We start from the raw sequence: 20,697 nt of genomic DNA on the forward strand, positions 1-20,697 counted from the left end.
GAGTGGAGGAGATCCGATGGCCCAGCCCGACGAGTTTCTAAACAATGCGTACCCTCGGCCAACGGCAGCGGGGCATCCCTCCTGGTGTGTGGCGGACTGGGATGGGATCCACTACTCCGATGAGTTGCCGCCGTGGGGCAACGATCGGGTCGTCTACGCGACGAGCAGTCTGTTCCGGATGGACGAGCTGCCGGTGCCGCTGGTCGGGGTCAACCTGCGGCTGTACGCGGCCGACCTGGTCGAGGACTATCCGCTCGACCTCCATCAGGCCCGTATCCTCGCCTGGTCGCTCCGGCGGCTGGTGCGACGGGCGGGCGGGTAGCCGACACGTCCAGGTGATCATGTCGACGGCTGCTGGCCTGGCCGGGTACGTTCTGTCATCGGAGGAGAGTGGTCGATGGCGCAGCAAGCAGGCGGTCTGACCGAGTCGGGGTGGGAGCAGCTCGCACGGGAGTGGTTCGCCGAGTGGGGCTGGCAACCTGTCGAGGGCGTCGACCTTGCGCCCCGTACCGGTGAGCGCCTGGGCTGGGACGACCTGCTGCTGACCCGGCGTCTCCAACGAGCCGTGGCCCGAATCAATCCCGATCTGCCGGCCACGGCGGTTGAGGATGCGGTTGACGCGGTGCGCCGGCCCGAATCGCAGGATGCCCTTGCTGAGAACTTTCGGGTCCATCAGCTCGTGACCCGGGGCGTCTCGGGTGTCGGCTACAACGATGCCGCCGGCATCACTCGCGAGCCGACGGTGTGGCTGGTCGACTTCAACGACCCGTACGCCAATGAGTTTGTGGTTGCCTCTCAGGTCAAAGCGGTCAGCGGCGATCATGCCCGGCGTTTCGACCTGGTCTGTTACGTGAACGGGTTGCCTCTCGCGGTGGTAGAGCTGAAATCGGCCAGTCGGGGCGAGTCCAGCAGCGCGACGGCATACGCCCAACTCCGGTCCTACCTGCGGGATCTCGGCCCGGCCATCTTTGCTGCCCCGGCGGTGTGGGTGGCCAGCGGCGGTGCCACCGCGCGGATCGGAACACCGTTCACTCCGTGGGAGCACATGGCGCCCTGGATTGTCGACGAACACGGCCGACGGGTTGACATCAGTGACGGGTCGGCGTTGGAAGTCATGATCTCCGGAGTCTTCGAGCCAGCCCGGTTTCTCGATCTCGTCGCCAACTTCGTTTCCTTCTCCGCCGACGAACGCGGTGCGCTATCCACCAAGAAGCTGGCCAAGGCCCACCAGTTCCACGCGGTCAACAAGGCCGTCGACCGCACGTTACGGGCTGTTCAGACCGACGGGCGGGCGGGCTACGTCTGGCACACGCAGGGTTCCGGCAAGAGCATGGAGATGGTGTTCTACGCCGCGAAGGCGATGCGCCACCCCGCTCTCGACAATCCGACGATCGTCGTCGTCACCGACCGAACCGACCTCGACAGTCAACTCTTCGAGACATTCAGCGCCAGCCGGCTGCTGCCGGAGACCCAACCGAAGCGGGTCGGCACCCGGGACGAATTGCGCGACCAGCTCAGGGCTCGGCCCACCGGCGGCATCCTGTTCACGACCCTTCAAAAGTTCGGCCTTACCGATTCCGAGCGGGCCGCCGGCCGGGGCCATCCGCAGCTCTCCGACCGGCGCAACATCGTGGTGATTGTCGACGAGGCGCACCGCAGCCACTACGACTTCCTCGACGGCTACGCCCGGCACCTGCGCGACGCCCTGCCGCATGCCGCCTTCATTGCCTTCACCGGCACGCCGATCAACGACGGTCACATCAATACCGGAGCGGTGTTCGGCACTGAGATCGATAGCTACGACCTGACCCGGGCCGTCGATGACGGCGCAACCGTCCGGGTCTTCTATGAGAACCGGCATATCCCGGTGCACCTGCCGGCCAACGTCGACCCCGATGACCTGGACGACCGAGCTGAAGATGCGGTAGGCGACCTTACACCCGAGGAACGCCGCCGGGCCGAACGTGCCTTCGCCGCGATCTCGGCGGTGGTTGGCGCACCGCAGCGGTTACGACAGATAGCCGAGGACATCGTCGAGCATTGGGAACGGCGCAGCACTGAAATGTGCAAGGTCACCGGAGTCCCGGGTAAGGGCATGATCGTCTGCCTGACCCGAGATATCTGCGCCCGGCTCTACGACGAGATCATCGCGCTCCGCCCGGAATGGGGCCATGCAGCGGACGACAAGGGTCGTCTGAAGGTTGTCTACAGCGGGGGCCGCTCCGACAGCGACCATCTCGCCCCGCACATTCGGTCCGCTGCCCGAAACAAGGCGATCCAGCGCCGAGCCACCGACCCGGACGATGAGCTGGAGTTGGTGATTGTGCAGTCGATGTGGCTGACCGGCTTCGACTCGCCGCCGCTGCACACCCTCTACATAGACAAGTTTTTGCGGGGTGCGGCGCTGATGCAGGCGATTGCTCGCGTCAACCGCAGGTTCGGCGAGAAGCCGGCCGGCCTGGTCGTCGACTATCTCGGCATCGCCGACCGGCTGACCGAGGCGCTGGCCGAGTACACCGTCGATGATCAGGTGGAACGGCCGATTGGAGCCGACGTCTCCGAAGAGGGCATCCCGCTGGTCGTCGAGCGGCACGGCATCGTTTCCGCGTTGCTTGCCGGGTACGACTTCCGAGCCGTACGTGACGCCGGTGGCCCTCGTGGATACCTGGATGCCATTCTCGGCGCGGTCGAGTACCTCCGCACCCCGGCACCCGGTGACGACGGTTCGGGACCGCCAGAGCTATCTCGGCGCTTCACCACCCATGCCCGCGAACTGGCCCGCGCGTTCGCTCTCGCCCCCGCCGCTCCGGAGCTACGCCATCTGCATCGCGACATCGCCTTCTTTGAATCCGTACGGCTGTATCTGGTCCGGCTCGATGCCGAGGCCAGGGCTGCCCAGGGGCTCCCCAGCACCGCCGATATCGAATTGGCGCTGCGGCAGCTTGCCGCCTCGGCGGTCGCGGCGGAAGCTGTTGTCGATGTTTATGGGGTGGCCGGCGTCGAGAAGCCCGATCTGTCACACCTCGATGAGTCATTCATTGAGCGGATTAAAAATCATCCGCGGCCCAACCTTGCCCTTGAAGCGCTCCGTCGCGCTATCGAACAGGGAATCCGGCGTACTCACCGGCACAACCTGGTCCGTCAACGGGCCTTTACGGACCGGCTGCTGGAGACCATGCGGCGCTACACCAACGGCGCGCTCACCTCGGCCCAGGTGGTCGAGGAGTTGGTCCGGTTCGCTAAGGAGGTCGTGGCCGATCGGGAGCGGGCGGCGACACTTGGGCTGACCGATGACGAGTTGGCGTTCTACGACGCGGTGGCCGCCAACGAATCTGCCGTGCGGGAGTTGGGTAGCGACATCCTGGCGAAGATCGCCCGTGATCTGGTAGAGCGGATCAGGGCCGATGTGACCGTCGACTGGTCAGTCCGGGAGCAGGTTCAGGCGCGGATCAGAAGCAAGGTCAAGCGATTGTTGGCCCGCTACGGCTACCCACCCGACGAGGAACAACGAGCGATCGAACTCGTGCTGGCGCAAGCTAAGACCTTCGCCGAGGAGTGGAGTTGAGCATTTCTGCGCCTGGCCCGGTGGCTGGCGCGATGGTAGTCCGGCGGTCGATCGCCGGGCTGGATATGGTCGTCGGGTGAACCGACTCGCGGACGCCACCAGCCCCTACCTGCTCCAGCACGCCGACAACCCGGTGGACTGGTGGCCCTGGTGCGACGAGGCGTTCGCCGAGGCGAAACGGCGGGACGTGCCGGTGCTCATCTCGGTCGGCTACTCGGCCTGCCACTGGTGCCACGTGATGGCGCACGAGTCGTTCGAGGACGAGACCGTCGGGAAGCTGCTGAACGAGGGCTTCGTGTCGATCAAGGTGGACCGCGAGGAGCGGCCCGACGTCGACGCCGTCTACATGACCGCCACCCAGGCGATGACCGGCCAGGGCGGCTGGCCGATGACCGTCTTCGCGACCCCGGACGGCACCCCGTTCTTCTGCGGTACATACTTCCCCCGCCCGAACTTCCTCCGGCTGCTCGAATCGGTCGGCACGGCGTGGCGCGAGCAGCGCGACGCCGTACTGCGTCAGGGGGCCGCGGTGGTCGAGGCGATCGGCGGCGCCCAGGCCGTCGGTGGCCCCACCGCCCCGCTCACCGCCGAGCAGCTCGACGCCGCGGCCGACCAACTGGCCAGCGAGTACGACGAGACCAACGGCGGGTTCGGCGGGGCGCCCAAGTTCCCGCCGCACATGAATCTGCTCTTCCTGCTGCGGCACCACCAGCGCACCGGCTCGGCACGCAGCCTGGAGATCGTCCGGCACACCTGCGAGGCGATGGCGCGCGGCGGCATCCACGACCAGCTCGCCGGCGGCTTCGCCCGCTACTCGGTGGACGCGCACTGGACGGTGCCGCACTTCGAGAAGATGCTCTACGACAACGCCCTGCTGCTGCGCGTCTACACCCAGCTCTGGCGGCTGACCGGCGACACGCTGGCGCTGCGGGTGGCCCGGGACATCGCCCGGTTCCTCGCCGACGAGCTGCACCGGCCCGGCCAGGGTTTCGCCTCGGCGCTGGACGCGGACACCGCTGGTGTGGAGGGGCTCACCTACGCCTGGACCCCGGCCCAGCTGGTCGAGGCGCTCGGCGAGGAGGACGGCCGGTGGGCCGCCGACCTGTTCGGCGTCACCGAGGCCGGCACCTTCGAAGATGGCATGAGCGTGCTGCGGCTGGCCCGCGACGTCGACGACGCCGACCCGGAGGTACGCGGTCGCTGGCAGGACGTGGTCCGCCGGCTGCTCGCCGCCCGCGACACCCGGCCCCAGCCGGCCCGCGACGACAAGGTGGTGGCCGCCTGGAACGGCCTGGCTGTCACCGCGCTCGTCGAGTTCGTCCGGCTGGTCGAGACCGCCGGCCGGATCGGCGACGAAGGGGAGGCCAACCTGCTGGAAGGGGTGCTGATCGTCGCCGACGGCGCGCTGCGGGACACCGCCGAGCACCTGGCCCGGGTGCATGTCGTCGACGGGCGGTTGCGCCGTGCCTCCCGCGACGGCCGGGTCGGCGAGCCGGCCGGAGTGCTTGAGGACTACGGCTGCGTGGCCGAGGCGTTCTGCGCCATGCACCAGCTCACCGGCGAGGCGCGCTGGCTGGAGCTGGCCGGGCAACTCCTCGACGCCGCCCTGGCGCACTTCGCCGCGCCGGGTGGGGCGTTCTACGACACCGCCGACGACGCGGAGCAACTGGTGACCCGGCCGGCCGACCCGACCGACAACGCCACCCCCTCCGGCCGCTCCGCGATCTCCGCCGCCCTGGTCGCCTACGCGGCGTTGACCGGGGAGAACCGTTACCGGGAGGCCGCCGAGACGGCGCTGTCGACAGTCGCGCCGATCGTCGGGCGGCACGCCCGGTTCACCGGGTACGCGGCGACCGTCGGCGAGGCGCTGCTCTCCGGGCCGTATGAGATCGCCGTGGCCACCACCGACCCGGCCGGGGACCCGCTGGTCGCGGCGGCGTACCGGCACGCACCGCCGGGTGCGGTGATCGTGGCGGGGCACCCGGACCAGCCCGGGGTGCCGCTGCTCGCCGACCGTCCACTGCTCGACGGCGGGTCCGCCGCGTACGTCTGCCGGGGCTTCGTCTGCCAGCGGCCGGTCGGCACGGTCGAGGAGCTGGTGGCGCAGCTGGGCTGAGCCGGATCCGCCGGACGACGCCCCGGCCGACCCCGATAGGCTGGCGCCGCTATGGATTCCCGTACCGGTCTGCCGGTTGTCGGCATGGTGGGCGGCGGCCAACTGGCCCGGATGACCCACCAGGCCGCGATCTCCCTCGGCCAGTCGCTGCGCGTGCTCGCGCTCACGCCGGACGACGGGGCGGCCCTGGTCGCTGCCGACGTCCAGTACGGCGACCACACCGACCTCGCCGCCCTGCGTACCTTCGCCAAGGGCTGCGACGTCGTCACCTTCGACCATGAGCACGTCCCGACCGAGCACATCCGCACCCTGGCCGGCGAGGGGGTGAAGCTCTTCCCGCCGGCCGACGCGCTTGTGCACGCCCAGGACAAGCGGCTTATGCGGGAGCGGCTCGGCCCGCTGGGCGCGCCGAACCCCGCCTGGCGGCCGGTCGAGTCACCCAGCGACCTGGTGGCCTTCGGCGACGAGGTGGGCTGGCCGGTGATGCTCAAGGCGGCGCGCGGCGGGTACGACGGCCGGGGAGTCTGGCCGGTGATCGACGCCGTGGCCGCCGCCGAACTCGCGGAGACCCTGCTCGCGGGCGGCACGAAGCTCATCGTCGAGGAGCGGGTGGCGCTGCGCCGGGAACTGGCGGTGCAGGTGGCCCGATCCCCGTTCGGGCAGGTCGCCGTCTACCCGGTGGTGGAGACGGTGCAGCGGGACGGGATCTGCGTCGAGGTGCTGGCCCCCGCCCCCGGCCTGCCGGAAGAGCTGGCGGTCGCCGCCCAGCAGCTCGCCATCGACCTGGCTACCGCCCTCGGAGTGGTGGGGCTGCTGGCGGTGGAGCTGTTCGAGGTGGCCGACCCGACGGTGCCGGGCGGCAGCCGGATCGTGGTCAACGAGCTGGCGATGCGCCCGCACAACTCGGGGCACTGGACCATCGAAGGTGCCCGTACCTCGCAGTTCGAGCAGCACCTACGGGCGGTACTGGACTACCCGATGGGTGACACCTCGCTTGCCGCGCCGGTGGTGGTGATGGCGAACGTGCTCGGCGGTGAATCCGGTGGCATGCCGGTCGACGAGCGGCTGCACCACCTCTTCGCCGCCGAACCGACCGCCCGGGTGCACCTCTACGGCAAGCAGGTACGCCCCGGCCGCAAGATCGGGCACATCACGGTGCTCGGCACGGACCTGGACGAGGTACGCGCCCGGGCCGGGCGGGCCGCCCGTTGGCTACGCGACGGCACCGGTGACTGACCCCCGCGACTCCGCGACGGCGTCCCCGTCGGGGGTAGGGCGGGTCGTAGCCGTGGCCGGGGCCGGGGATGCGCCCGGGGCCGGGGACGTGGCCGGGGACGGCTCGACGGTGGACCTGGCGGACCTGGCAGTCGTGAACGAAGGGAAGATCGGCGTGAGCACCGTAGGCATCATCATGGGTAGCGACTCGGACTGGCCGACGATGAAGGCCGCCGCCGAGGTGCTGGCCGAGTTCGAGGTGCCGTACGAGGTTGAGGTGGTTTCGGCGCACCGCACCCCGGTCAAGATGATCGACTACGGTCGGGCCGCCGCCGGCCGGGGCCTCAAGGTGATCATCGCCGGTGCGGGCGGCGCCGCTGCCCTGCCCGGCATGGTCGCCTCGGTCACCCCGCTGCCGGTGATCGGCGTACCGGTGCCGCTGAAGCACCTCGACGGCATGGACTCGCTGCTCTCCATCGTGCAGATGCCGGCCGGCGTGCCGGTGGCCACCGTCTCGATCGGCAACGCACGCAACGCCGGGCTGCTCGCCGTCCGCATCCTGGGCGTCGCGGACCCGGCCCTGCTCGACCGGATGTCCGCGTACCAGGCCGACCTGGAACAACTGGTCGCCGAAAAGGACGCCGCCCTCCGCGCCTCGCTGTAAGGAAGGGCCCCCTATTAACGCCTCGTGCATAGGAAGGGCCCCCTTTTAACAACGCACCTCGAAGCGCCGACCCGACAAAGCACCCCGCAACGCCATCGGCTCTCTTGGGGATACGCCAAGGTCTGCGCTGATCTTGCAATTTTGGTCGCCGATACAGCCGAATAGTGGCTTATGCGGCGACCAAGAATGCAAGATCGTCGGGGCGTCGGGGCGTCGGGGCGTCGGGGCGTCGGGGCGTCGGGGCGTCGGGGCGTCGGGGCGTCGGGGCGTCGGGGCGTCGGGGCGTCGCACCCTGCCGAACACCGGTAACCGCGGCCGGGTTGCGTCGAGTCCGCAGACGTTGCTGGCCGGCACCCTTGTCGGGTGCCGGCCAGCGTGTGTTCGTTGGCTGGTGGTCAGCTGTTCCAGTGCTGGGTGACCAGGTCGGCGGCCTGCTGCTCCCACTGGGCGTACAGGAACGGGTGCGCCGACACCTGCACGGTCTGGGCGGCCTCGGTCAGCGGCATGTCCTGCCAGCCGTTGACCTGCTTCAGACCCTTGAGGAACGCGGTGGTCGAGTACTCGGGGTCGGTGATCTGCTCGACCGTGCCCCAACCCGAGGAGGGGCGCTGCTGGAACAGGCCCTGCGAGTCGTGGTCGTTGCGGTCGCCGAGGTGGCCCAGGTTCTCCAGCTTCGACTCCTGCAACGCGGTCGCGATCGACACCACGGCGGCACGCTCGTCCATGCCGGCCTTCTTCGTCGCGGCGATGATCGCCTTCACATTTGCGGTCTGCTCGCCGTCCAGCTCGATGCGGGACTGCTCACCCTGCACACCGTGCGGGATCAACTTGGCGGTGTCCGGCTTGTCGGCCTGCACCGCCGCCACCGGCTTACCGGCGGCCAGCGCGCCACCGTCGACGTGCGCGGCGACGGGGCCGGCGACCATGCCACCGGCGAAGGCCAGACCAGCGATACCCAGCATGCTCTTACGGAAGATCGTGTTCATGGCGAAGCTCCATTCGGGGGTCGGCGTACACCACCGATGGGGGTCGGCAGGCGTACGCAAGCACCGTCCGGCGCTCAAAGAAGAGGGGGAGTCTCCGGCGCGTGGGGCAACTGCCGCATCACGCCGCCGGGTCCAGGTGTAACGACCGCAGGCCCGCCAACATTCCGGACCACACCCACCCGGCTGACCCGGCGGGACGTCCTCCTCGGCCGTTAAGGGATGTCCAACGCCCCCGACCCGCCCACCATTCCACCCCCGGGCCCGCCACCGCCCACCCCGAGCCCGACAGCTACTCCGAAACCCGACATCCATTACCAGGCCACCCACACCAGGCCACCCACACCAGGCCACCCACACCAGGCCACCCACCACCGGACCCACCCACCACCGGACCCACCCACCACCAGACCCACCCACCACCAGAGCGACCGCCCCGACCCGACACCCGCCCCGACCCGACACCTACCTCGGAATCCGACACCCGCCGGGAACGCGGTGCCTGCCGGGAACGCGGTGCCGCGGTGCCTGCCGGGAACGCGGTGCCCGCCCCGGACCCGGCACCCGCCGAACCCGACACCCACTCCAGAGGCGGGTCGGGTTAGCGCATGCCTCGTAGGGCGGTTTGGAGGCGGTCCTGGGCGCGGCGGCGGCGTTCGTTGCTCGCCCCGAGGATCAGCAGCAGGAAGCCGACCGGGATCAACGCCAGCCACGGTCCGAGGCTGAACAGCGCGTGCACCGCCGCGATGGCGGTGACCACCGCACCGATGATCACCGGTGCCTGCTGCTGACTCATCGATCCGAAGACCAGCACGGCGACCGCGCCGAGCAACAGCAACACCTGGCGCAACGTGCTCGAATCGGTGGCCAGCACGATGGCCAGGGTGGGCACGAAGGCGGCCACCAGCGCCGGCCCGTACGCCACCCAGCTGCTCATGTCGGCGCGCTGGCGCAGTTCCAGGATGCCGACCAGCAGAGCCAGCGCGGCGAACGGCAGCGTGTACGCCTCGGGCAGCGCCACGTCGGCGACCCGCATCAGGATCCACCAGGCGGTGATTTCGCAGGCCACCACCGCCCAGAACAGGATCCGCCGCTCCACGGGCCGGCGACCGGGTCGGGTCGCCGCGAGTCCGAGGACGGCGCCCCAGGCGGCCAGCAGCGCGGCGATGTGCCGTGGCGAGTCGAAGGCCAGCGCCAGGGCGATCAGCGCGGCGGCATACCCGCTCCATTCCACGGTCGCCGCCTCGCGGCGCGCCTCCGGGCGGCGCAGCCAGGGCAGCGTGGCGGCGAAGACCTGGAGCGCCGCGCCGACCGCGAGCACCCCGAACGCGGACCAGACCGGGGCGAGCCCGGCCACCAGGCCAGCGGTGAGCACGAAGAGCTGTGCCTTCAGCGACGCGAAGAGCCAGCCGAGGATGCGCGCCCGGGAGGTGGTGCCGAAGAGCGCCGCGACCACACCGACGCCGACCCCACCGCCGAGGGTGAGCAGGGTCAGCTCCCGGGTGGCGAGGCTGCCGGCCAGGCCGGCGCCACCGGCGGCGAGGCCGATCACGAAGACCAGCACCCGGGCCAGCCGCAACGAGCGGGCCGGCTCCTCGATGGGGGGCGGCGGGGTCAGCGCCAGGCCCAGCATCGAGATGATGAAGACGGTCAGCGCCGCGAGACTGCTCGCCGGCCAGCCAGCGCCGAGCGCGATCGGGGCGATCAACAGGGTGATCGCGGCACCGGGCAGGACCACCGGCACCGCCCGGGTACGCCGGCCGCCGCTGAATCCGGTGGCCGCCAGCGCCGCCGTCACGGTGAGCAGCAGCGCGGTGAGCACGTGCGTCGGGTTGACCGCGGCCGGCGGCGGATCGAGCAGTTCCGGCGGAGGCCCCTGCCAGATCCGGGTCAGCGTCCGGTGCGGGTCGACCAGCGCGGCCAGCAGTGCCGGCGCGATGGAGATCAGCGCCAGTACGGTCGGTAGGGCGGCGGCGGCCAGCGCTCCCGCCGCCGGGCTCACCCGCCACCGGCGCGGGGTGCCGTCGCCGGGCAGTCGGCGTAGCGCCCCGTCCAGCAGCACGGTCCAGCGGCCGACCGGCTGCGCCGCGCCGGCCGGCGGTTCGGTCGCGCCCCGGATCAGTTCGGCGAGTACGCCGAGCAGGGCTGCGGCGGCGGCGTACACGCCGACCGGCAGGTGACTGGGTACGGCAGCCAGCGCGGTCACGGTCGCGCCGCCCACCACGCCGGCGCTCGCCCAGGGCAGGTACTGCGGGATCTGCCGGCGGAACGCGGCCACCATGGCGAGGCCGAGGCTGGCGGCGGCCAGACCTGCGGTCAGCACCACCTGAGGCGGGTGGCCGAACTCTGCGGCCACGGCGGCGGTGGCCCCCGGCAGCGCCAACAGGGCGGCACCCACGCCCGCGCCGCCGATCTGCGCCAGGTGTGGTGGCATCCCCTCCACCTGGATGTCGTCCACGAGCGGCTCGGCAGTGGTGCGAGCCAGCGCCGCCACCACCGCGCCGATCAGCACGATGCTGCCCAGTGCCAGCGCGGTTGTCCAGGGACGTACCAGGCCGGCGCCGGCCGCGTGCAACGCGAGCACCCCGGCGACCGTGACCCGGGACAGCGCGGCCCGGGGGTCGATGGAGGCGACCGCCGCCATCCCGAAGATGGTGGCGACCATCGCGCCGATCAGGACCGGTGACCACCACGACAGGTCGAAGGCGGCCGGCGCGCCGATGGTGGCCAGCAGGACCGCCGCGCCGGAGACGTCGTAGCGCCAGGGCGGTGGCAGCAGGACGCCGGCCGCCAGCCCGAGCAGGAGCAGGGCGATCGGGCCCTGCCAGGTCGTGCCGCCGGTCGGCGCGGCCGGCCAGCCGCTGAGGTCGCCGTGCCAGATCGGGCCAGGGGTGGCCAGCACGCCGACCCCACCGCGCAGCGCCATCCAACCGGCGAGCAGCCCGATCAGGACGCCGCCGATCACGAGCCCGAGCACCGGTCCGCGCCGCCACTCCTCGGGCATCGCCCGTGCCGCCACCGCGACCACCAGGACCAGCGCGGCGGCGACCGCGAGTTGGCCGCCCGGCACCAGCACCGTGCCGATCCGCAGCAGGGTGGCGACCAGGGCGGCGGTCACCGCGGCGGCGGCCAGGTCGGAGCCGTCGAAGGCCACGTCGGCGCGTCGACCGACGTCGATCGACGGAGCGAGGAAGAGGAGTACGGCGGAGACCAGCAGCAGCGCGGCGACCCAGGCGTCGGCCACGGTGGCGCCCGGTGCGCCGAATCCGGCGGCGGCGACCACCAGCGCGCCGAGGCCGGTGCCCACCGACAGCGGTATCGGGATGTGTCGCTGGGAAACCTGGACCACTGCGGCGTAGCCGAGCGTGACGCAGACGGCCAGGAAGCTCGCGGCCAGCACCGGCACGGTCGCCTCGCGCAGGCTCGCCGGGGTGGGCGTGGGGTCGACCGGCAGCGTGGCGGCGACGAACGCGGCCACGGCTCCGGGCAGCGCGAAGGCCGCGCCACCGGCGGCCCACGCCGAGACGGTGTCCGCGGCGGCCGGGGCGAGTCGGATCCGGGGAGCGGCGGCGATCAGGGCACCGGCGACGACGAGGGTGAGCAGCACGGCCGCGGTCAGCGCCGGCCGGGCCAGGGCGGCTCCGGCGCCGGCCAGGCCGATGCCGGCGGCGACCACCGCGTGCGCCAGGGCCGCTCGGAGCGTACGGGCGGAGAGGCCGGTCGCGCCGATCCCGATCGCCGTCAGCACCATCGGCCACGGCGCCATCGTCCAGGCCAGACCGAAGGAGGCGGGTACGGCGAGGGCGGTCAGCGCGGCACCGGTCACCGCGAACTCGCGGCGGATCTCGGGCGGCAGGGCCAGCACCGCGGCCACGGTCAGCAGGAAGGCGCTGGCGGCGAGTTGCCAGGCGGCCGGCCCGACCGCGGCGGCCAGTTCCGCCGGATAGCGGTCGAGGTCGGCGTTCCAGGCCGGCAGCGCCGCCTGGATCGGAGCGAGTCCGGCGCGCAGCGCGCTGCCGGCGACCACCGCCCCGCTGACCGTCAACGCCACCGCGGCGGCCAGCTGCGGCCCGCGACGGGCGGACTCCGGTACCGCCCGGACGGCCAGGCCGGTGACGGTGATGACGGCCGCGATCAGCAGCAGCGAGCGGCCGGGCAGTGCCACCGAGGCGATCCGGCCCAGGGCGCCGATGACGGCGAGGGTGAACACGCCCGCGCCGATGTCGGGCAGGGGCGGACGGCGCAGCGCCAGCGTGCCGGCGAGGCAGACTGCGGCGGCCAGCAGCAGCACCAGGCCGGTGCCGATCGAACCGGCCACGGTGCTGGTCTGCAACAGGGCGGTCACCGCGTACGCGAGGGCGAGCACCACCGCCACGCCGTGCAGCGCCCAGGTCAGCTCCCGCAGCCCCGGCACCGGGCGGGTCGGTGTGGTCGCCGGGACACCGCCGGTGGGGTCGAGCAGTTCACCGGCTTCTTCCGGCGCGCCCTCCGGCCGCCCCTCGGTCTGCCGTTGGCGGGGCGGGACCGTGTGGTCGGGCGGGACCACAGCAGGCTCCCCGCCGGGCGCGCGCTCCACGGTGACCGGGGAGCGGGCCAGCCATAGGTCGAGGACGGCCACCACGGTCAGCACCAGGGCCCAGCCCGCCGGGCCGCTGACCCGCTCGTACGCCAGCAGCGGCAGTACCGGCTGGGCGGCCAGCACGGTGGCGAACCGGGGGGCGCGCAGTCGGGTCCAGCCGGCGTACCCGACGGAGACGGCGGCGGTGACCGCGAAGATCACCCCGGCGAAGACCGCCCCGGAGGCGCCGCCGTTGCCGATCAGGTCCACGGCCCAGAGGGCGTACCCGGCGAGCGGCATCAGCAGCAGGCCCACCGCGGCGATGGTCTCGGCGGTGGAGGTCAGCCCGCGCCGGACCAGGATCGGCGGGGCGAGCAGCATGAGGACGGTCGCGAGCAGGAGGATGCCGAGGCGGGCCAGCGCGTCCATCGAACTGGTCGCGACCACGGCGAAGACCACCGCGGCCACACCGAGCAGCAGCGCGCCGAGGCCGAGGGGGATGTTCTGGACCTCGCGCGAGGAGGCCTCCGGCGGATGCTCGGGGTCGTCGGCGGCCAGCCAGACGGCGTCCACCGGTGGTGGCGGCTCCGCCCGGGCGGCGGTCTCCTGCCGGGGCACCCGTGGTGGCGCTGCGCTGCCGTCGGCCGGTTGGGTCCGCGGCGGTGGGACCGTGCCGTTGCCCGGTGCCTTGTGGGGCGGTCGGCGTCGCATCACCCGGCGGGGGCGGGTGGCCTGTTTGAGGCGTTCCTCGCCGGAGTTGCCGGCGTGCGAGAGGATGTCGCGCTGGAAGAGCGCGGCCTGCATCTTGGCGGCGAGCTGGCGTTGCTCGCTGGCGATGGCGGCCTCGCGGGCCTTCATCTCCGCGATGGACCGCTCGATGTCCGCCAGGTGCTCGGCCCACTGTGGCTGGTGCGCGCCGCAGCGCGGGCAACGGACCGCCGGCTTGATCTCCCGGCCGCACGAGGAGCACTGAAAGCTCGCCACGACACCCCTCCACCCGCAGTGTGGATTCCCACTGTCGCAGCATGCCCAATACGCGCCCGGAATTCGACAATTATCGGCGGGTCAGCCGCCGAGCCAGCAGCTGCACGCGCTCAACGGCACCCACCAGAGACGTCCCCGGGGAACCCGCCAGCACCAGGATCAGGCCTGACCGCCCGGCGGGGGCGGGCTCCCCGGAAACCTCCCGACCCGCGAGTTCAGGGCCGGCCGAGCCCTCGGTACTCCCAGCCGGCCTGGGTCCACAGTGCCGAGTCGAGGCAGTTGCGGGCGTCGACCACCCGGCGACCGGCGACGAGTTCGCCGAGGACACCCGGGTCGGCGTTGCGGAAGTCGGCCCACTCGGTGAGGACGCAGACCAGGTCGGCGTCGGCGACCGCCTCGGTGATGCCGGGCTCGTAGGTCAGCTCCGGTACCGCCCGGCGGGCGTTCTCGACGCCCTGGGGGTCGTAGACGTGCACGTCGGCGCCGGCCTTGTGGAGCAGCGCGGCGACGGCGAGGGCGGGGGCGTCGCGTACGTCGTCGGTGTTGGGTTTGAAGGTCGCGCCGAGCACCGCGATGCGGGTGCCGGAGAGGTCCGGCCCGGCCGGGCCGGAGCGGCGGCCGAGCAGTTCGGCGGCGAGGTGGAGCACCCGGGTACGGCGGCGTAGGTTGATCAGGTCGACCTCGTGCAGGAAGCGCAGCGCCTCGCCGGCACCGAGTTCCTGGGCACGGGCCTGGAAGGCGCGGATGTCCTTGGGCAGGCACGCGCCGCCGAAGCCGAGCCCGGCCTGGAGGAAGCGATTGCCGATCCGGGGGTCGTACCCGATGGCCCGGGCGAGCTGGGTGACGTCGCCGCCGGATGCCTCACAGACCTCGGCCATCGCGTTGATGAAGGAGATCTTGGTGGCCAGGAAGGCGTTCGCGGCGACCTTGACCAGTTCGGCGGTGGCGAAGTCGGTGACCACCAGGGGTACCTCGCGGTCCTCGGTGGCGGCCAGGTCGAAGACGCCCTTGTGCGCGGCGTACAGCATGCCGTTGGCCCACTCGCTCTTGACGCCGACCACGATCCGGTTGGGTCGCAGCACGTCGTCGACGGCGAAGCCCTCCTGGAGGAACTCGGGGCTCCACGCCACCTCGACGCCGAGGTCGGTCGGGGTGTGCTTGCCGACCAACTGCTCCACCCACTCGGCGGTGCCGACCGGGACGGTGGACTTGCCGACGATCAGCGACTTGCGGGTCAGGTGCTGGGCCAGGCTGGTGACCGAGGCCTCGACGTACGACAGGTCGGCGCCCATCCCGTCGGCGCGCTGTGGGGTGCCGACGCAGATGAAGTGCACGTCACCATGCTCGGCGGCCTCGGCGATGTCGGTGCTGAACCGCAGTCGCCCGGCGGCCAGGTTGCGCCGGAGCAGCTCGTCCAGGCCGGGCTCGTGGATCGGCACCTCGCCGGCGTTCAGCTTCGCGATCTTGTCGGCGTCGACGTCGTAGCCGAGTACCTCGTAACCGAGTTCGGCGTAGCAGATGGCGTAGGTCGCGCCGAGGTAGCCGGTACCGAGAAAGGTCACCCGGGGTCGGGAGGCACCCGACGGGGGTGTCACCGCGGCGATGGCGGGCATCGGCTGGGTGTTCGGGTACGGGATGGTCACGCCTTCATCTCCGCTCGCACTGGCGCCGCGTGGTCGCGTCGCGTTCCGCCCCGGCGCCCAGTGGGGCGCCGCAGTGGTGGTCTATGTGTGTTGGTTCCCATCATCGCCGAGCGGCGCCGGTGCTCCGTCAGGGCCCAGCCTACGCGCCGGTAACATCACCTGAGCTGTGGCCGTTATCCTTCAGTCTGCGCGGTGGGCGTCCAGGTGACGCTACCGACTGCGCATGATAGCCGTGAAGGGGAGGGGCCGACATGGCCGCAGAGCAGTCGTTCGACGTGTACCGGTTGCCCGAGGAGCACGAGGCGATTCGGGACGCAGTCCGTGAGGTCTGTGCGGCGAAAGTGGCTCCGCATGCCGCCGAGGCGGATGAGACCGGTGAGTTCCCGAAGGCGTCGTACGACGCGCTGCGCGCCGCCGACTTCCACGCGCCGCACATCCCGGTGGAGTACGGCGGTGCCGGGGCGGACGCGCTGGCCACCGCGATCGTGATCGAGGAGGTGGCGCGGGCCTGCGCCTCGTCCTCGCTGATCCCGGCGGTGAACAAGCTCGGCACCATGCCGCTGCTGCTGGCCGGTTCCGACGAGCTCAAGCGCCGCTACCTGGCCCCGGTCGCCGCCGGTGAGGCGATGTTCTCGTACTGCCTCTCCGAGCCGGAGGCGGGCAGCGACGCGGCGTCGATGACCACCCGGGCGGTCCGCGACGGCGACCACTGGGTGCTCAACGGCGTGAAGCGGTGGATCACCAACGCCGGGGTCTCCGAGTACTACACCGTCTTCGCGGTCACCGACCCGAGCGCCCGATCCCGGGGGATCTCCGCCTTCGTGGTCGAGAAGTCCGACCCGGGCGTCAGCTTCGGTGCGCCGGAGAAGAAGCTCGGCATCAAGGGCTCGCCGACCCGCGAGGTCTACCTCGACAGCGTCCGGATCCCGGCGGACCGGATGATCGGCGCCGAGGGCACCGGTTTCGCCACCGCGATGAAGACCCTGGACCACACCCGGGTCACCATCGCCGCGCAGGCCGTCGGCATCGCGCAGGGCGCGCTGGACTACGCCAAGGGGTACGTCGCCGAGCGCAAGCAGTTCGGCAAGGCGGTCGCCGAGTTCCAGGGCGTCCAGTTCATGCTCGCCGACATGGGCATGAAGCTGGAGGCGGCCCGGCAGTTGACGTACGCCGCGGCCGGCAAGTCCGAGCGTGGGGACGCCGACCTGACCTACTTCGGCGCGGCGGCCAAGTGCTTCGCCTCGGACGCCGCGATGGAGATCACCACCGACGCGGTGCAGTTGCTCGGCGGCTACGGCTACACCCGGGACTACCCGGTCGAGCGGATGATGCGCGATGCCAAGATCACGCAGATCTACGAGGGCACCAACCAGGTGCAGCGCATCGTGATGGCCCGCCAGTTGCTCAAGGACTGACCGGGCTCCACCCGCCCGGTCCGCGGGGCGGGCCGGGTTCGGGGGAGTCGCCACCACCCGCCGCCCGCCCGGCGGTCTGCGGCCGGGCGGGGTTGGCGAGGTGGTGGGTCAGTTGACGGCGTCGTCGCGCCGGGGCAGGTTGCCCGGCGGGGCCGACCAGGGCGAAGCGCCGCCGGTACGACGCGGCAGCGGCTCCGTCGGCGTCGGGTCCGGGTCCGGGTCCGGGTAGCCCAGGCTCAGCGGGGCGGTGTCCCGTTCCGCAGACGAAGCGGGCGGCCAGTCGGTCAGGGTCGGCTCCTCGGCCGGGGCCGCCTCGGCGGGCACCGGTGCGGCGACCGGTGCGGGCCAACGCCGCCAGCGCTGCCCACTGAACGTCGCCATCAGCAGCAGCATGCCGATCAGGAAGAGGGTGCCGTTCTCCACCGGCAGCCGCAGCGGCAGCGGGTCGCCGAGGAACTCCCAGCCGTCCGGAATGCGCTCCCGGACCCGGAACGGCGCGACGAACAGCCCGACGTACGGGGTGATCAGCAGTAGCCCGGCCACCAGCGGGCCGAGCGGTGAGATGCGCAGCGTGCCGAGCAGGCCCAGCACGATGCCGCCGACGGCGAGATAGACGGCCGGCTCGATGAGGTTGGCCGTATTGGATGTGCCGATCTCCACCCACCGGTTGACGGTGCCGGCCGACCCGTCCTGACCGAGGGTGACCAGCACCCAGGTGACCGGCGCCACCACCAGCCCGGCGAGGAAGCTCCACAGATGTCGCATTGGCGCACCGTACCGTTTCCGGCATGACCGAGCACCCCGCCGCCATGCCAGGCAAACCGACGTCGTACTCCAGGGTCACGCTCAGTCGGATCATGACCGCAATCGACGTGAACCTCTACGGAACCGTGCACGGCGGCGTGCTGATGAAGTTCGTCGACGACGTCGCCGGAGCGGCGGCGGCCCGGCACAGCGGAGGTACGGCGGTCACCGCCGCGATCGACGAGATCGTCTTCTCGGAGGCGGTCCGGGTGGGTGACCTGGTGCACGCGTACGCCCAGGTGAACTGGACCGGGCAGACCTCGATGGAGGTCGGCGTACGGGTGATGGCCGAGCGCTGGGACTCGGCCGAGGAGGCGCCGGTGCGGGTGGCCACCGCGTACCTCGTCTTCGTCGGCGTGGAGGCGGGCGGCGCGCCGCGGACGGTTCGGCCCGTGTTGCCGGAGACGCCGGAGGACGAACGCCGCTGGCGGGAGGCGGAGATCCGCCGGGAGCACCGGCTGGCCCGCCGCCGCGCCATCCAGGCCCACCGCGCCGGGTGAGCCTTTTCGCCGATCATCGGTTCCGCCGCACCGCCGCACCGCCGCACCGCCGCACCGCCGCACCGCCGCACCGCCGCACCGCCGCACCGCCGCACCGCCGCACCGCCGCCGTTGTGCCCGACGAACAGCCGGCGGGCCGTTAAGCGGCGCCCTTCTACTACTCCAGGAGTTAACAACGGGCCCTTCCTTGCATTTCATGTGGGGCGGGCACATGCGCCGGCCGGGGCTGGCTGCGGAGAATGGCGCTTCGAGGTAGGGCAAGATGGCGCCACGGCCCACCGCACAGCGCCGTGCCGGGCCAGGGGAGGAGTGGACCAGTGACTGACGTGCTGTGGACGCCACCGGCGGACGTGCTCCAGCGGTCGCGGATCGGGGCGTACCTGGGCTGGCTGGCCGAGCACCGAGGGCTGGAGTTCGCCGACTACGACGCGCTGTGGCAGTGGTCGGTCACCGACCTGGAGGCCTTCTGGCGCTCGATCTGGGACCACTTCGAGGTCGTCGCGCACACCCCGCCGGCCGCCACCCTGACCGAGCGGGGCATGCCGGGTGCCCGGTGGTTCCCCGGCGCCACGCTCAACTACGCCGAGAACGTGCTGCGGATGCCGGGCCGGGCCGACGACGACCCGGTGGTCATCGCGTACGGGCAGACCCGCGACCCGATCACGCTGACCGCCGCGCAGTTGCGGGAGCAGGTCCGTCGGGTGGCTGCCGGGCTGCGCCGGCTCGGGGTCACCTCCGGTGACCGGGTGGCCGCGTACGCGCCGAACATCCCCGAGACGTACGTGTTGCTGCTCGCCACCGCCAGCCTCGGCGCGATCTTCTCCTCCTGCGCGCCCGAGTTCGGCACCCGCAGCGTCACCGACAGGTGGCAGCAGATCGAGCCGACGGTGCTGGTCGCCGTGGACGGCTACCGCTACGGCGACAAGCCGGTGGACCGGCGGGCCGAGGTGGCCGCGATCCGGGCCGCGCTGCCCTCGCTGCGGCACACCGTAGGCATCGGCTACCTCGACCCGACGGGTCCGGCCCTGGACGGGGCGCTGACCTGGGCGGAACTGGCGGCGGAGACCGACGAGCCGCTGACCTTCACGCCGGTGCCCTTCGACCACCCGCTCTACGTGCTCTACTCCTCGGGCACCACCGGGCTGCCCAAGCCGATCGTGCACGGTCACGGCGGCATCCTGCTGGAGCATCTGAAGATGCTCGCCCTGCACCACGACCTCGGGCCGGCCGACCGGTTCTTCTGGTTCACCACCACCGGCTGGATGATGTGGAACTTCCTGGTCTCCGGGCCGGCGGTGGGTGCGGCGATCGTGCTCTTCGACGGCAACCCGGGCCACCCCGACCTGGGCGGGCTGTGGCGACTGGCGGAGCAGACCGGCACCACGTACTTCGGTACCTCGGCGCCGTACCTGCTGGCCTGCCGCAAGGCGGGTCTGGTGCCGAGGGAGATCGCCGACCTGTCCGCGCTGCGCGGGCTCGGTTCCACCGGTGCGCCGCTCCCCGCCGAGGGCTTCACCTGGGTGTACGACGCGGTCGGCACCGACCTGCAACTCCAGTCCCTCTCCGGCGGCACCGACGTGTGCACCGGCTTCGTCGGCGGGGTGCCGCTGCTGCCGGTGCACGCGGGCGAGATCACCTGCCGGGCGCTGGGTGCCAAGGTGGAGGCGCGCTCGGCCGACGGCACTCCGGTCGTCGGCGAGCTGGGCGAGCTGGTGATCACCGAACCGATGCCGAGCATGCCGGTCGGCTTCTGGAACGACCCGGAGGGCGTCCGCTACCGGGAGGCGTACTTCGACGTCTACCCCGGGGTGTGGCGGCACGGCGACTGGATCACCATCAACTCCCGGGGCGGTTGCGTGATCACCGGCCGCTCCGACGCCACCCTCAACCGGGGCGGCGTACGGCTGGGCACCGCCGAGTTCTACTCGGTGGTGGAAGGGTTGGACGAGGTCGTCGACTCGGTGGTGGTGCACCTGGAGGACGACGAGGGCGGCGCCGGTGAGCTGCTGCTCTTCGTGGTGCTCGCCGAGGGGCTGACCCTCGACGACGAGCTGCGCAGGAAGATCTGCCGTGAGCTGCGTACCGCCCTGTCGCCCCGGCACGTGCCCGACGAGATCCACCAGGTCCGCGCCGTCCCCCGCACCCTGAGCGCGAAGAAGCTGGAGGTCCCGGTCAAGAAGATCCTCACCGGCACCCCTGTCGACCAGGCCGCCGCCAAGGGCGCCCTGGCCAACCCCGACTCCCTAACGG

The 20,697-nt window shown here is 71.8% G+C and carries 12 protein-coding genes; 8 read left to right on the top strand and 4 right to left on the bottom strand.

What is annotated here, in order from left to right:
• The 5 genes from AC507J_RS31225 to purE all read left to right on the top strand — a co-directional run.
• Window positions 1-322, top strand: a 322-nt coding sequence (locus AC507J_RS31225) for a hypothetical protein (RefSeq protein WP_496293979.1), incomplete at its 5' end; no start/stop codon positions are given.
• A gap of 75 nt (window positions 323-397) precedes the next feature.
• Window positions 398-3,565: a type I restriction endonuclease subunit R gene (locus AC507J_RS31230; protein ID WP_496293981.1), complete on the top strand. Its 3,168-nt coding sequence runs from the start codon at window positions 398-400 to the stop codon at window positions 3,563-3,565.
• A gap of 76 nt (window positions 3,566-3,641) precedes the next feature.
• Window positions 3,642-5,681 (top strand): thioredoxin domain-containing protein, encoded by a 2,040-nt coding sequence (locus AC507J_RS31235; protein WP_496293983.1) that lies wholly within the window; start codon window positions 3,642-3,644, stop codon window positions 5,679-5,681.
• A gap of 51 nt (window positions 5,682-5,732) precedes the next feature.
• Window positions 5,733-6,917, top strand: a complete 1,185-nt coding sequence (locus tag AC507J_RS31240) for a 5-(carboxyamino)imidazole ribonucleotide synthase (RefSeq protein WP_496293985.1) — start codon at window positions 5,733-5,735, stop codon at window positions 6,915-6,917.
• A gap of 154 nt (window positions 6,918-7,071) precedes the next feature.
• Window positions 7,072-7,560, top strand: coding sequence for a 5-(carboxyamino)imidazole ribonucleotide mutase (purE, locus tag AC507J_RS31245; RefSeq protein ID WP_496293987.1), 489 nt, complete (start codon window positions 7,072-7,074; stop codon window positions 7,558-7,560).
• 395 nt (window positions 7,561-7,955) lie between these two features.
• Here the strand turns inward: purE and AC507J_RS31250 are convergent, their stop codons facing one another.
• The 3 genes from AC507J_RS31250 to AC507J_RS31260 all read right to left on the bottom strand — a co-directional run bounded on the left by AC507J_RS31250 (window position 7,956) and on the right by AC507J_RS31260 (window position 15,728).
• The gene (locus AC507J_RS31250) at window positions 7,956-8,546 is read right to left on the bottom strand and encodes a hypothetical protein (RefSeq protein WP_496293989.1); all 591 of its coding nucleotides are present in this window, start codon (window positions 8,544-8,546) and stop codon (window positions 7,956-7,958) included.
• 598 nt (window positions 8,547-9,144) lie between these two features.
• A complete protein-coding gene (locus AC507J_RS31255; protein ID WP_496293991.1) occupies window positions 9,145-14,085 on the bottom strand; it encodes an SCO7613 C-terminal domain-containing membrane protein in 4,941 nt (1,646 codons plus the stop codon).
• Between the two features lie 215 nt (window positions 14,086-14,300).
• Window positions 14,301-15,728 carry a UDP-glucose dehydrogenase family protein gene (locus tag AC507J_RS31260; protein WP_496293993.1) on the bottom strand — a complete coding sequence of 476 codons (1,428 nt, stop codon included), beginning with the start codon at window positions 15,726-15,728 and terminating at the stop codon, window positions 14,301-14,303.
• A 251-nt stretch (window positions 15,729-15,979) separates the two neighbouring features.
• Between AC507J_RS31260 and AC507J_RS31265 the strand changes: the two genes are divergently transcribed.
• Entirely contained in the window at window positions 15,980-17,143 is a 1,164-nt protein-coding gene (locus tag AC507J_RS31265; protein WP_496293995.1) for an acyl-CoA dehydrogenase family protein, read from the top strand.
• A 108-nt stretch (window positions 17,144-17,251) separates the two neighbouring features.
• Here the strand turns inward: AC507J_RS31265 and AC507J_RS31270 are convergent, their stop codons facing one another.
• The gene (locus tag AC507J_RS31270) at window positions 17,252-17,908 is read right to left on the bottom strand and encodes a hypothetical protein (protein WP_496293997.1); all 657 of its coding nucleotides are present in this window, start codon (window positions 17,906-17,908) and stop codon (window positions 17,252-17,254) included.
• A gap of 23 nt (window positions 17,909-17,931) precedes the next feature.
• Between AC507J_RS31270 and AC507J_RS31275 the strand changes: the two genes are divergently transcribed.
• Both AC507J_RS31275 and AC507J_RS31280 read left to right on the top strand, forming a co-directional pair.
• Window positions 17,932-18,447, top strand: coding sequence for an acyl-CoA thioesterase (locus tag AC507J_RS31275; RefSeq protein ID WP_496293999.1), 516 nt, complete (start codon window positions 17,932-17,934; stop codon window positions 18,445-18,447).
• 317 nt (window positions 18,448-18,764) lie between these two features.
• On the top strand, window positions 18,765-20,697 hold a 1,933-nt coding region (locus AC507J_RS31280), incomplete at its 3' end, for an acetoacetate--CoA ligase (protein ID WP_496294001.1).

It is taken from the genome of Micromonospora sp. PRAS1 (assembly GCF_059553435.1).

Excerpts from the sequence above, each read along its gene's own strand:
- AC507J_RS31265 (WP_496293995.1), top strand. The coding sequence starts at position 15,980 with ATGGCCGCAGAGCAGTCGTTCGACGTGTACCGGTTGCCCGAGGAGCAC.
- AC507J_RS31275 (WP_496293999.1), top strand. The coding sequence starts at position 17,932 with ATGACCGAGCACCCCGCCGCCATGCCAGGCAAACCGACGTCGTACTCC.
- AC507J_RS31230 (WP_496293981.1), top strand. The coding sequence starts at position 398 with ATGGCGCAGCAAGCAGGCGGTCTGACCGAGTCGGGGTGGGAGCAGCTC.
- AC507J_RS31270 (WP_496293997.1), bottom strand. The coding sequence starts at position 17,908 with ATGCGACATCTGTGGAGCTTCCTCGCCGGGCTGGTGGTGGCGCCGGTC.
- AC507J_RS31240 (WP_496293985.1), top strand. The coding sequence starts at position 5,733 with ATGGATTCCCGTACCGGTCTGCCGGTTGTCGGCATGGTGGGCGGCGGC.
- AC507J_RS31250 (WP_496293989.1), bottom strand. The coding sequence starts at position 8,546 with ATGAACACGATCTTCCGTAAGAGCATGCTGGGTATCGCTGGTCTGGCC.